The sequence below is a fragment of the Bdellovibrio sp. 22V genome, from assembly GCF_030169785.1.
GTDB lineage: Bacteria > Bdellovibrionota > Bdellovibrionia > Bdellovibrionales > Bdellovibrionaceae > Bdellovibrio.
This window is the reverse complement of sequence record NZ_CP125854.1, coordinates 2,724,572-2,736,925: the sequence shown is the minus strand read 5'-3', so window position 1 is coordinate 2,736,925 and position 12,354 is coordinate 2,724,572. Positions and strand designations below refer to the sequence as shown.

15 protein-coding genes are annotated in these 12,354 nt (G+C 48.3%); 6 read left to right on the top strand and 9 right to left on the bottom strand.

Translation table 11 applies throughout. The features are described 5' to 3' along the window. Nucleotides 1–5 precede the first annotated feature (5 nt). Both QJS83_RS13280 and QJS83_RS13275 read right to left on the bottom strand, forming a co-directional pair. Nucleotides 6–935, bottom strand: a complete 930-nt coding sequence (locus tag QJS83_RS13280; RefSeq protein WP_284605417.1) for a ParA family protein — start codon at nt 933–935, stop codon at nt 6–8. Nucleotides 936–1,006: 71 nt separating this feature from the next. After that, a complete protein-coding gene (locus tag QJS83_RS13275) occupies nt 1,007–1,267 on the bottom strand; it encodes a hypothetical protein (protein WP_284605416.1) in 261 nt (86 codons plus the stop codon). A gap of 133 nt (nt 1,268–1,400) precedes the next feature. On the opposite strand from QJS83_RS13275, the gene QJS83_RS13270 reads away from it, so the two are divergent. Both QJS83_RS13270 and QJS83_RS13265 read left to right on the top strand, forming a co-directional pair. Next, the gene (locus QJS83_RS13270) at nt 1,401–1,811 is read left to right on the top strand and encodes a hypothetical protein (RefSeq protein WP_284605415.1); all 411 of its coding nucleotides are present in this window, start codon (nt 1,401–1,403) and stop codon (nt 1,809–1,811) included. After that, complete coding sequence (locus tag QJS83_RS13265; protein WP_284605414.1) at nt 1,804–2,478, top strand: RluA family pseudouridine synthase; 675 nt, start codon at nt 1,804–1,806, stop codon at nt 2,476–2,478. Before QJS83_RS13270 ends, QJS83_RS13265 begins: the two co-directional genes overlap by 8 nt. A gap of 25 nt (nt 2,479–2,503) precedes the next feature. On the opposite strand, the gene QJS83_RS13260 is transcribed toward QJS83_RS13265, so the two are convergent. The 5 genes from QJS83_RS13260 to QJS83_RS13240 form a co-directional block, all read right to left on the bottom strand. After that, the gene (locus tag QJS83_RS13260; protein ID WP_284605413.1) at nt 2,504–4,522 is read right to left on the bottom strand and encodes an ATP-dependent helicase; all 2,019 of its coding nucleotides are present in this window, start codon (nt 4,520–4,522) and stop codon (nt 2,504–2,506) included. A 59-nt stretch (nt 4,523–4,581) separates the two neighbouring features. Further along, nucleotides 4,582–5,022: a hypothetical protein gene (locus tag QJS83_RS13255; RefSeq protein WP_284605412.1), complete on the bottom strand. Its 441-nt coding sequence runs from the start codon at nt 5,020–5,022 to the stop codon at nt 4,582–4,584. 13 nt (nt 5,023–5,035) lie between these two features. Then, nucleotides 5,036–5,968, bottom strand: coding sequence for a hypothetical protein (locus tag QJS83_RS13250; protein WP_284605411.1), 933 nt, complete (start codon nt 5,966–5,968; stop codon nt 5,036–5,038). A 75-nt stretch (nt 5,969–6,043) separates the two neighbouring features. Next, complete coding sequence (fumC, locus tag QJS83_RS13245) at nt 6,044–7,459, bottom strand: class II fumarate hydratase (protein WP_284605410.1); 1,416 nt, start codon at nt 7,457–7,459, stop codon at nt 6,044–6,046. 23 nt (nt 7,460–7,482) lie between these two features. Continuing rightward, nucleotides 7,483–8,244: an SDR family NAD(P)-dependent oxidoreductase gene (locus tag QJS83_RS13240; protein ID WP_284605409.1), complete on the bottom strand. Its 762-nt coding sequence runs from the start codon at nt 8,242–8,244 to the stop codon at nt 7,483–7,485. Between the two features lie 116 nt (nt 8,245–8,360). On the opposite strand from QJS83_RS13240, the gene QJS83_RS13235 reads away from it, so the two are divergent. The 3 genes from QJS83_RS13235 to QJS83_RS13225 are packed head-to-tail and all read left to right on the top strand — an operon-like array spanning nt 8,361 to nt 10,165. Further along, nucleotides 8,361–8,756 carry a YchJ family protein gene (locus QJS83_RS13235; protein WP_284605408.1) on the top strand — a complete coding sequence of 132 codons (396 nt, stop codon included), beginning with the start codon at nt 8,361–8,363 and terminating at the stop codon, nt 8,754–8,756. Continuing rightward, nucleotides 8,753–9,208: an EVE domain-containing protein gene (locus tag QJS83_RS13230; RefSeq protein ID WP_284605407.1), complete on the top strand. Its 456-nt coding sequence runs from the start codon at nt 8,753–8,755 to the stop codon at nt 9,206–9,208. The genes QJS83_RS13235 and QJS83_RS13230 overlap by 4 nt, the downstream gene beginning before the upstream one ends. A 6-nt stretch (nt 9,209–9,214) precedes the next feature. Then, nucleotides 9,215–10,165 (top strand): tRNA dihydrouridine synthase, encoded by a 951-nt coding sequence (locus tag QJS83_RS13225; RefSeq protein ID WP_284605405.1) that lies wholly within the window; start codon nt 9,215–9,217, stop codon nt 10,163–10,165. Here the strand turns inward: QJS83_RS13225 and QJS83_RS13220 are convergent. Continuing rightward, complete coding sequence (locus QJS83_RS13220) at nt 10,159–10,815, bottom strand: class I SAM-dependent methyltransferase (RefSeq protein ID WP_284605404.1); 657 nt, start codon at nt 10,813–10,815, stop codon at nt 10,159–10,161. The genes QJS83_RS13225 and QJS83_RS13220 overlap by 7 nt on opposite strands. A gap of 47 nt (nt 10,816–10,862) precedes the next feature. Here QJS83_RS13220 and QJS83_RS13215 point away from each other — a divergent pair, with 47 nt between their 5' ends. After that, the gene (locus QJS83_RS13215; RefSeq protein WP_284605403.1) at nt 10,863–11,120 is read left to right on the top strand and encodes a glutaredoxin domain-containing protein; all 258 of its coding nucleotides are present in this window, start codon (nt 10,863–10,865) and stop codon (nt 11,118–11,120) included. A 116-nt stretch (nt 11,121–11,236) separates the two neighbouring features. Here the strand turns inward: QJS83_RS13215 and QJS83_RS13210 are convergent, their stop codons facing one another. Next, nucleotides 11,237–12,325 carry a tRNA-dihydrouridine synthase family protein gene (locus QJS83_RS13210; RefSeq protein WP_284605401.1) on the bottom strand — a complete coding sequence of 363 codons (1,089 nt, stop codon included), beginning with the start codon at nt 12,323–12,325 and terminating at the stop codon, nt 11,237–11,239. Between the last annotated feature and the right edge of the window lie 29 nt (nt 12,326–12,354).

The following is a 12,354-nucleotide window of genomic DNA, read 5'->3' as shown; positions in this document are numbered from 1 at the left end:
ACCTCTTAAACAAATCCTAACATTTCACGTGTGACAAAATCATAGTCGGCTTTTACGGGAGACTTGCCTGCAAACAAACTCTTGCCGGAACGCACGGTGTTCTTCACTTCCGAAGAAGTTCGAATATAGCCTTTCATCAAAGAATCCTCAAAAGATTCAATGCACTTCTGTAGAAGCTCATGACTCGTGTTTTCGCGCCCGTCGAATTTCGTGAATAAAATTTTTCTCTCGAAACTTAACTCAAAATCCTGCTTGATATCTTCAAGCTCGCTCAAATTCTTTTGCAGCCCCAAGAAAGCGAACTTATCAGGGTTCACCGGAAGAATCACCTCATCGGAAGCCACCGTCACCGCAGTATTGATTGCACTCAGGGCAGGAGCTGTATCAATCAAAATCAGATCATAGCGATGTTTGATTTTCTCAAGTGGAGCCTTCACCGCCTGCGCCCAGTTGCGGTTGGAATTCAGAAGAACGCGGTCCAAAACGGAGTTGTTCAAGCTGGATGGAATCAAATCCACATGCGGTTCGACGAAACGCACACACTCTTCGATAGACTTGCGCTTTTCGACGATGTCGACCCAAACCGGAAGACTTTCATCCTCCACGCCCAAAGCGAAACTCAAATTCGCCTGTTGATCGAGATCAATAAATAAAACACGCGCACCATACATCGCCGCACGAAGCCCCATATTCAGAACCGACGTCGTCTTCGCAACGCCGCCCTTGAGCATTTGAATGGAAATAACTTTGCGCGGATACTTATATCCTTCTGCGAGAAGAACCTGACGAACTTCCTCTGGCATCAGCCAAGGAGTTTTCACTTTCTTTTGCAAAACCGTTTCGATTTTCTTTTTTATTTCGGCCGGAGAAATTTCCATAAAAGAGGCCAAATCACTGAGGGTGATACAAAACTCTTGCTGCGCCAGTATGGACATAGAAAAGACCTCCGCTTTGCCAAAAGCGTACCTAGAGCCGGCAGGGAGAGCAAGAACGGCGCGCAGAGTTATTATAATTCCGGCGGAGTGAAGTTTTCCAGATGAGAAACTTCCTCCTTCAAAAGCGAGCGCATCTCTTCAATGTTGTCCTTATAAGACCAAAGCAATTGCTCGCGAATCTTACGCAGTTGCCATATCTGTTCGGGAGTCAGAGGTCTTAAGGACTCGATCATATAGCGCAGATGAGCGTCTACTTCGCGTTTAAAGTCGCCATAGTCCGTGTCGTCCTCGTGATCCAAGAAGATCAAGAACTCATCAATGGCTGGGTTCATACGGCCCTCCTCCGAGCAACAAAACGCTGCACTTCTTATTCTGCCGTTGCGACTCCCGACCACAAATGTCCCTAGCCTGTCCTTGCTAAGAATCAAAATCGGGCCTATTCTTAGGCCAGAAAAGAGGACAGTTATGGCTCCCGAATTGGCAGCGGCATATGTCGTAGGTTGGATTCCCTCCGCCATTGTCACTGGCCTGCAAGTAGGCCTGCATCGCAAAAAAGTAAAAACACCTTCCTACAGACTCTTGCAAAACAACCTGCAAAAAGTCGGTTTGATTTGGCGCGAATCCCGCTCGGACATAGAACCTTATTCCGAGGGAAAAGAAGAACGAGATCTTCATGCCTACGAAAAGAATCTTTTTTTGATGGGTGCGGGTTTTCTGTTTTTGAGCTGGATGGGATTTCTTTTCAACTTGATCGTGTTAATCTCCGTGCATTCATTGGCGGTCTCTCGCAAAGAAAGAAAAATTTTTGAGAGTGATCTCACAAGCAAAGACCTTGGCGTCGATGAAGTCCGTGCTATTTTAAAAGAGTGTGAATAACGTGACTGCCTTGCCTATTATTGAGAAGTCGAAAAACTGGCTTGTGATCGACAAGCCTCCCGGAGTTTCCGTTCATAACGAAGCGGGCGACGTGCGCGAACTTTTAAAAAAACAACTTCCCAAAGGAAGCTATCACGATATTTATCCTGTGCACCGTTTGGATAAAGAAACCAGCGGATTGCTTTTGATCGCGACGGAACAGGAAACGGCCGCAGAGCTGGCTGAACAGTTTCAAAAACACCAGACCGAGAAAATCTATTACGCCGTTCTGCGCGGAGCTATGCCGGTTTCGCAGCAATGGCAAGAATGGTCATCCCCTATTTCCGACAAAGCGGAAGGCCGAAAAAATCCGCAAGGTCTTAGCAAAGACCGTGTCGAAGCTCGCACGCTTTACCGCGTCCTTCAGGCCAATCAGTATTTTTCTTTGGTAGAGCTGCAACTTCTTACCGGACGCCAACACCAAATTCGCAAACACACCGCCCTCGCAAAACATGCGATTGTCGGCGACAGCCGTTATGGCGATCCCAAATACAATGAGCGTATGGCACAGATTTACAAAACCGACCGTATGTTTCTGCACGCCGCGAAGTTGACATTAAACATCGGCAGCACCGCCAAAACTTTTACGGCGCCCTTGCCGGAAGATTTTAAGAATCTGGTGAAATAAGAAAAGGCCTGTCGTTTCAGACAGGCTATTTTTTTGTGCCTAATTGACTGTCGAGCTTCGACAAGAAATTCGCGACAAGATCATCACGCTCTTGACCCACGACCGGGCGGGCGCCGAGAGGATACTCTTTGTAAAGTTCTTTGGGGATCTCAAGCAAGAATCGTGAAGGCGTCACGGGACGAACCGCGCCGTTTTTCTTACGTTGTTGACAACGGGACATCACTAAGCGCTTCTTCGCGCGAGTGACACCGACATAAAACAGACGACGTTCTTCATCGATATCCGAGCCCAGGTTTTTGTGCGGCAGAAGATCTTCTTCAAGACCTGCCAACACCACTACGGGGAACTCAAGTCCCTTGGATGCATGCAAGGTCATGAGCTGCACTTTGTTCTGCTCTTCTTCTTCCTCGCCCATATCATCGCGCAAAAGCATCGAGTCTACGAAGGACTTGATGTTTTCCACGTCGTAAGAACGCCGGCCTAAGTAAGAATCCAGAATGCGACCGAAGATTTCAACGACCATCCATTTTTTCTCGGCACTGGTCGGATCTGCCGCGGTTCCATAGACGTATTCGCGATAGCCGATGTTCTGGAAGATTTCGACCATCTTTGCACCGGGTGTAGAGCCCACTTGGAAATCCAAAATATTTTTTGGCAGATCTTCAATGAACTTCATCAGGTTGTCGATGGACTCCCCGGCTTTGTCCTGCACTTCCGCTTCTTTCCAGAAACGGCAGGCGTCGACAAAATTGATTCTCTTTTTCAAAGCGAACTCACTGAGTTTTTCAATCGTCGTATCGCCGATGCCTCGCGAAGGGACATTGATGATACGTCTTAACGACACTTCATTCGGAGCCAAAGCCTGCTTTAAATAAGCCATCATGTCTTTGATCTCGCGGCGGTCGAAAATAGAAGTTCCGCCAGTGATCGAATAAGGAATATTCGCTCGGCGCAAGGATGATTCGATCAAACCACCTTGCGTGTTCGAACGATAAAGGACCGCAAAGTCTTTATACTTATAACCTTGTCTCTGGAAATTCAAAATTTCAGAGACAACGAATTCACACTCGTCCTCTTCACGATCCAGGACAAACAGTTCCGGCAATTCGCCCGTGTCCTGAGCGGCTTCGGAACGCAAGATTTTACCGTGACGATTTTTATTTTTGGAAATAGCGGCGTTCGCCACTGCCAAGATTTCCGCAGAGGAACGATAGTTCCGCTCGAGCTTAATCACTTCACAGTTTTTAAACTCTTGCGGGAAGTTCAGAATGTTTTTCACCTCAGCGCCGCGCCAGCCGTAAATCGATTGGTCATCATCACCCACCACGGTCAGATTGTTGTGGGATTTGACGATCTGATGGATCAAGTCCATTTGCATACGATTTGTATCTTGAAACTCGTCGACCATGACCTGGCTGAAAGATCCTTGAACTTTTTCAAGAATGTCGGGGTTTTCTTTAAACAACTGAAGCGGCTTAATCAAAAGCCCTTCAAAATCCACGACACCTAAATGCTCGAGGCGCTTTGCGAATTTCGGCGCAAGCACTTCGGCCATCTCGTGATACTCGTCGAAAGCCTCTGTTTTTGGCGCGTGTCCTGTACGACGATCATTGATCATCGCTAGAATTTTATCGACGTCGAATTTATCTTTGCCGGAGTTTTTAACGTCTTTGATCAGGTCTTTCAAAATCGCATTGCAATCCGTTTGATCGACAATCCCGAAATAGGGAGAAAGACCCGCGTGCTTATGGAAACGCCGTAAAATCTGCAAACCAAACGAGTGAAACGTCCCTGCCCAAAGACCTTTACCCGTATTGCCCAGCTTGGCACCCACGCGATGTTTGAGTTCGCGCGCGGCCTTGTTCGTGAACGTCAAAACGCAGATCTCCTGAGCCTGTGCGACTCTTTCAGAAATCAAACGCCCCGTTCTTGAAACAAGAACTGTAGTTTTGCCTGAACCCGCGCCCGCTAAAATAAGCAAAGGGCCGTAATTGTGTTTTACGGCCTTTTGTTGCTCGGGGTTCAACCCTTTAAGCCATTCCATTTAAAATCACTATTCCAAGAAAGGAAAAAAGGTACTAGGTCCCTTTTTCCCAGAAAATATTACGGACGATTGTGGATCAAAGTTCTTACTTCGTCTTCGAAAACCACTTCGATTTTGTCAGACAAAGCGTCTTTGATAAAACCCATGCCGAACTTTGGATGTTGCAACTTTGTGTTCTTTTCGAACTTCGCCTTCATATTGTACGAAGCTGTTGGCGCCGATTCGTTCGACATCAACATTTCGTATTCATTGCGGTGGCTGGATTTACGTGAGTTCATCGTTTGTTCACGCTTCTTCGCGGCAGCTCCCGTCAAAGGCTTGCCCGTGCGAGTTTGCGCTTTTGGAAGAGAATAAGTTTTTTGCGAACCACAAATTTCACATTTGATTTTCGCAGACGTCGACGAAGTGTGCGCCAAAACGACATGGTATCTGTCAGCATCACATTTTTTACAGAATGCAAAAAAAGATTTCGCGACGGGGGGCAGAGTATTCATCGACATTATTTCTTCCTATCTAGTATTGTTGTTTCAAAGTATAAATCGTTAATTTTTCGTCCAACTTCTTTTGCGCGATTTCACTCGCACTCAAATAGAAGGGTCCCTCACCGCGTTCGATACGCTGCTGGAAATTCAGCATACTCTCTTCGCTCTTGGGATCAATAAATGTCTGCGTCGGCCCGTAGTTCTCTAGAAACGCCAGATCCGGCTGCTTGCTAAAGAACTGCTCCCAGCAGTTTGTATTGACCTGAACACGGTAAGTAATAGTTTTAGCATGAGAGTGCACCGGAGCATAAGCCCCAATCACCTCTAAATGGCCATAATGCGAGTGAAGTTTTAAAGCTGGACTGCCCCACTGAGTCATTCCAGAGCACTGGCCCACATTCGCATACCAAAGACCGAAGGCCTTCGAAAGGAAACCAAGACCATAAAAGCCTTGGCCTTGCGGCAATAGTGAGTTCACAGAACAAAGATTGTGCGCCACCCACTCCCCGCGATGCATTGTCGGGATAATGATGAACAAAGACAGAGGCACCCAGTCCATGTCATCCAAAGACGTTACTTCTTTCATGACGTTGGAGGTTTTAATCGGAGAGCCCGTCGCCGGAAATTTTTTAGGATCAAGAGCTTCGCGTACTTCTTTGGAAAGAGCCCGCGGACGAGCGGCAAAACCCGCCACAAAACCCGGCATCACCGCGCAGTCATAAAAAACCCAACGAGGCATTGCCATGTTGGACGGACCAAACGCACGCTCTTCGATGGAGTAAATACGATCTGCAAAAGAGATTTCCGCGATGTCGAGCGGATCTTTGAAAATCGGCTCTTTCTTAAACCAGTCGAGACGATGAACCGAACCTGGCTGCGCGATTTGATTTTCAGGACGAACGAAAACGTAAGGACGAATATCATCGCTGTCCATCCAACTCGCTTTTGCCAATAACGGATTCATTAAATACTACTCCAGTTCCGGGGCTTTGCCCTTCCACTCTGTGCGCCTCGCGCCTTTAGTTCCGCGCCTCCGGCGCTACACTCTACCGGCATCCGCCGATTGCGCGCCGATCATTTTTTCTGGTTTTACTATCTTATCAAATTCTTCGCCAGAAAGGAGTCCAAGATTGATGGCTTCTTCGCGCAGTGTTGTGCCATTTTTGTGGGCAGTTTTGGCGATTTTGGCGGCATTGTCGTAGCCAATGTGAGGGTTTAGAGCCGTCACGAGCATCAGTGATTGCTCCAGATGCTTCTGAATCTGTTTGGTGTTTGCCTCAATGCCGGAAACGCAATGATCTGTGAACGATTCGCAGGCATCGGCTAACAAGCGAACTGAATTCAACACGTTAAAAACAATAAGAGGTTTAAACACATTGAGTTCAAAGTGTCCTGTGGCGCCACCAATAGTGACCGCGACGTGATTACCCATTACCTGCGCACAGACCATGGTCATAGCTTCGCTCTGGGTCGGATTCACTTTCCCCGGCATAATAGAGCTGCCCGGTTCGTTTTCAGGAAGATGCAGCTCGCCGATCCCGCAGCGAGGTCCCGACCCCAGCAAACGAATGTCGTTAGCGATTTTCATCAATGACACCGCCACTGAGTTCAAAGCGCCACTGACTTCCACCAAGGCATCGTGACTAGCCAAAGCTTCAAACTTGTTTTCCGCAGTGACAAAGGGAAGTTTCGTTTCATTCGCGATTTCTTTGGCCGCTTCCACCGCAAACCGCGGATGCGTATTGAGTCCCGTTCCCACGGCTGTTCCACCCAATGCCAGTTCATGCAGATGCGGAAGTGTGTTCCGCACGCGCTGCAAAGAGCGTTTCATTTGTGTGGCATAACCGGAAAATTCCTGTCCCAGCGTTAACGGTGTGGCGTCCATCAAGTGAGTGCGCCCGATTTTCACGATGTCTTTGAATTCATCCTGTTTTTTGTGCAAAGCTTTATACAGTTTCTCCATCATCGGCAAAAGACGATGATGGACCTGCTCCGCCACTGCGATGTGCATTGCGGTCGGGAACGTGTCGTTTGAACTTTGCCCCTTGTTCACGTCATCATTGGGATGAATTTCTTTGTTGGGAAGCTTAAGGCCCATCATATCCATCGCCCGATTGGCGATGACTTCATTCGCATTCATGTTTGTTTGCGTTCCCGAACCTGTCTGCCACACGACCAAAGGAAAATGCGCATCGAGTTTTCCTGAAATCACCTCATCCGCCGCCTTCACGATCATGTCAGCTTTTTTTGCATCCAAAAGCCCAAGGCGTTGGTTCGTCAGTGCCGCCGATTTTTTAAGAATTCCCAGAGCGCGAATCATCTCGCGTGGGAAGTGATCTCCGCCGATACGAAAGTTTTCAGAGGACCTTTGTGTTTGCGCTCCCCAGAATTTATCTGCGGGAACTTTCACTTCACCCATGGTGTCTTTTTCGATGCGAAATCCATTTTGTGCCATCACGGCCTCCTCAGAGTTAAACCTTAACCTTTGCGTGCTACTTGGCCTACGTGGGCTTGATCAGTTGGATAAATGACAAGCTCCTGAATGTTGACATGCGCAGGGCGCGCCACGCACCACGCGATAGTATCGGCAATATCCTTCGGCTGAAGCGGAGTCATGCCTTCATAAACTTTGTCGGCCTTGGCTTGATCTCGCAAACGAACTAATGAAAATTCGCTGTTCACCATGCCGGGCTCGATATTCGTCACACGAATGTTCGTGCCAAGAAGATCCATGCGCAAACCCTCTGAAAGGGCTCGCACGGCAAACTTGGTTGCGCAATAAACTCCGCCACCTGGATAAGTCCAGCGTCCCGCAACAGAACCCAGGTTGACGATGTGCCCGGAATTTTTGCGAACCATGTGGCCGATCACTCCGCGGGTCATGAAAAGAAGGCCCTTGATGTTCGTGTCGATCATGTCTTCCCAGTCATCCAGGGAAGCGTCTTGCATTTTGTCGACACCCTTCGCAAGTCCCGCATTGTTGACGAGAACATCCAAATGCGCGAGTTCGGCATAATGCGCTTTCAAAAATTCACTGACCTCGAAACGATCGGAAAGATCGAATTGCGCCATTTTGAATTCCACGTTCGGGAAAGTCTGTTGAATGTGTTTGCCCAGTTCTTGGAGACGGTCCAAGCGACGGCCCGTCGCAAAAATCGAATAACCATGTTCTGCCAAGGCATGCGCTGTCGCCCAGCCGATCCCTGCAGTCGCCCCTGTGATAAGAGCCCATTTTGCCATAAATTCACCTCACCTAAGACGATAACAGTGAAATAAATCCCTGGCACCCCTGGCGCAGTGCATTTTATAAGAGTCCTTACTGCCTCTCTCGAGGGAGTTCTGGTATTTTGCCCCGCATGAAATGTCCCTGCGGTTCCGAAAAGAAATATACAGAATGTTGTGGTGTTTACCATTCAGGAAAAGCTTTGGCTCCCACGGCCGAAGCTCTAATGCGAGCTCGTTATAGCGCTTTTGCGAAAAATCAAATGCAGTTCCTGCGTGATACGACGGATCCTCAGACTTTGGATCTTATCGATGACGACGCGAACAAGGAGTGGGCCGAGCGCGCGAAGTTCCTTAAGCTCGAGATCGTTCATGCCGAAGAAAAGGCAACCAAAGGCATTGTCGAGTTCAAAGCTTTTTACTCTGTCGACGATGAAGACTACATTCATCACGAAGTGAGCACCTTCCGCAAACAAGCGGGAGAGTGGTTCTTTAAATCCGGCAAAATCAAAGCGGAGAAAACAAAATGAAATACTGGCTCATGAAATCAGAACCAGATGTCTTTTCGATTGATCAACTTCACAAAGACAAGACGACATGGTGGGAAGGCGTTCGCAATTATCAAGCCCGCAACTTCATGATGAAAGACATGCAAGTCGGAGACGAAGTTTTGTTCTATCACTCCAATGCCGAGCCACCGGGCGTGGCAGGTCTTGCCCGTGTTTCTAAAGCCGCTGCCGCCGACAAAACTCAGTTTGATAAAAAATCCGAGTACTACGATGAAAAAGCGACGAAAGAAAAACCGATCTGGTTTTGCGTCGAAGTCGAGTTCGTCAAGAAATTCAAAAATCTTGTGAGCCTTGCGGACCTTCGCGAGAACGACAAACTTGCCGACATGGTGGTGCTGCAAAAAGGCTCGCGTCTTTCTGTTCAGCCGGTCGATAAAAAACATTTCGACATCGTCAAAAAAATGGGCGGCTAGGTTTTCATGAAGTTGTTTTTGGCTCCGATGGAAGGTGTTGTTGATTGGGTGATGCGCGATACGCTCACTCGTATCGGCGGCATTGATCAATGCGTGACCGAGTTTTTGCGCGTCACCGATCGCCTGCATCCCGAGAGCGTTTTTTATAAAAACTGCCCTGAACTTAAAACCGGTTCACGCACGCGCTGGGGCACTCCTGTTTTCGTGCAACTGCTTGGCGGTCATGCCGAGCCTTTGGCTTTAAATGCACAGCGAGCCGTAAAACTGGGTGCTTTGGGGATTGATCTGAACTTCGGTTGCCCGGCAAAAACGGTGAACCGTCACGATGGCGGAGCTTCATTGCTGAAATCCTGCGATCGCGTGTTTACAATCGTCGACACCGTTCGCAAAGCCATTCCGGCGGAGATTCCCGTCACCGCAAAAATCCGTTTAGGCTTTGATGATCCAACGAAGTGTATCGAAATCGCGCAAGCCGTAGAACAAGCCAATGCCACATGGCTCACCATCCACTGCCGCACGAAAACCGACGGTTACAAACCACCGGCGTATTGGGAATGGATCCCGCGTATCAAAGAAAAAGTGAATACAAAAATCATCGCCAATGGCGAGATCTGGAACGTCGCAGACTTTCATCGCTGCGTAGAGGTCACGAACTGCCAGGACTACATGATCGGCCGAGGCGTGATGAGCAATCCTTTTATCTTCCGCCAAATCAAACAAAGCCTGTCACAAGAACCGGTCGAAGAAATGAATTGGCAAAGAGCCAAACCACTTTTGCCGCAATTCTTTGAAGCAAGCACCTTGTATATCAACGACTACTTCGCCGTCTCGCGCACAAAACAATGGCTCAAAGCTTTGTCTTTGAAAAACGCCGAAGCCAAAAACGTTTTCGACGAAATCAAAATCCTCAAAAAACCGGTCGAGTTCCGCGCAAACCTTGAGCGCATTTGTCAGTAAAGCTTTTGAAAGATCCAGTACGGGCTTTTGGCTTTGATCACATGCAGCCTGAAGTGCTCCGCCAACCACTGCATGGTTTTTTCAGAAAAGAAAACGACGTGTGTGAGATCGCGACGGTAGTGCCAATCATGAAATGCGCCTTCGCCTCGGTGGGCAGAGGTCATAATTCCTAAAAGGCCGCCTGCCTTGAGCATCTTGAGTTGCCGTTCAATTTCTTCGCGTGGGTTGTATAAATGCTCCCACACTTCCGTGCTTGTGATCAGATGATACTGTTTTTTTAAAAGTTCCTGATTAGGATTGTAGTAAAGATCGTAGTTCGCAACGCGATATCCTTTTTGCGCGAAGAGTTTCGATAGGACCGCCGTCGGACCGCAACCAAAATCCAACACCGACAATTGCGCAGGATCAAGATTCGCCGCTTTAAAATACTTATCTATTTCGTTCACCAAAGGTTCCAAGAAGGACACGTAACCCGCACTTTCTTGGTTTTCATGATGATCGTAGCGCGCTTTTTCCTGTTGAGGATCAAGACGCTCTGCGGGGTTCATAAAGATCAAATCGCACTCTGCACAATGAAAATAACTGCGCTCAGGCTTCTTCTCGACTTTAAAGGCTTCTGAATGTGGGGATTGGCAGAGTAAACATAGCATCGCATTTGAATCCTTGTCTCTGTGTGGTGGCTATGTCAAAAAGAATTATGGCTAAAGTACTTATCTATAAAAAGAACCCGTGTCCTTATTGTGATCGTGCGATCAATTTCCTCGAGGGAAAAGGGATTGCTTACGACGTTGTTGATCTCACTGACAAACAGGAAGAGATCGACCGAATTAAAAACGAAACCGGCTGGAGAACGGTGCCTATCATTCTTATCAATGGGCAATTGATCGGTGGTTACACGGATCTAAAAGCTCTGGATGACGAAGGCAAACTGACGCCGATGCTTGAAGGAAAATAATTTTTAAGAAGACCTTTATGAAGTCGATTCTTTGGGCTCTGATAAGAACTACGAAGTCCGACGTTCTGCTTATGGCGAGCCCGATCGTACTCCACGCCCGGCGCATTTTCCTTAATCTATTGTCTTAATTCGGTGCGAGGGCTCATCTCAACAGGGCCCTCGAAGAATTTGCGAACCCCTTCGATCATCTCATCGATATTTTTCGCTTTCGCACAAACACCGACAAGAGCATTTCCAAACACGAGCCATACACTGGTTGTGCGCACGTAAAAACGCACCTTACGCATCGCCAGATCTTCGCCAAAATACTGACGGGATAATTCAATCAAATGCAAAAGGCAGCGACCGTATTCAGAACCTTCCTCTTCCGGAGTCCGCGGCGCTTTCATACCCTCTTTCCCTGCGGGAGGTGCAAAGCCCAGGTCCTCACCCAACTGCCACATCATCCAAGGACGGGCGGCTAAACCACGACCCGCCATCGCCATGTCACAGCCGGTTTCTTGCAACATCAACATCGCGTCTTCCGCCGTTTGAATATCGCCATTGCCAATGACAGGAAAATCAACCGCCGCATGCAGTTGTTTGATTTGTTCCCAGTCTGCGGAACCACGGCGTTTTTGCGCCGCTGTTCGCGGATGCAAACACACCCACGCAGCTCCGGAGTTGCGAAGCCCTGTCACAAATGAAAGAAGCTCGTCAAATTCCTTAGTGCTACCCACGGCACGCAGCTTAACACTGACAGGCACCGTTGAGTTTTTGACAGTCATACGCACGACTTCCGCGGCGTAGGCAGGATCTCCCATCAACGCGACTCCGTAGTTGTGCTTCAAGGCTTTTTGCACGGGACAACCCATATTGATGTCGATGGCTTCCGCTCCCCATTCGACAAGTCTTTTCACGCTCTCTGCAATCGGGATTTCTTCGTTGCCAAGAATTTGCGGAACGAGACCAGTTTCATGGGCGGCTCGCAAAGTCTCGGGTGTTTTTTCAAGATTTTCAGCGGGAATACGGCGCGAGTTGAGCATCTCTGTCGGCCAAATCGTAAACGCATTTTGCGGGAGATAGGCGCGCATGACCTCACGTAAAGCAACGTGAGTCAAACCCACCATAGGCGCCAGACACAAAGGAAAGTTCACCCTTCCATCCAAGATAGGACGATGCAAACCGAGTTTCATTTTCGAAGAGCCCATTGAGTCTAATGCCATGCCAAGCTTGTACCAAAGAAGCCTTTATA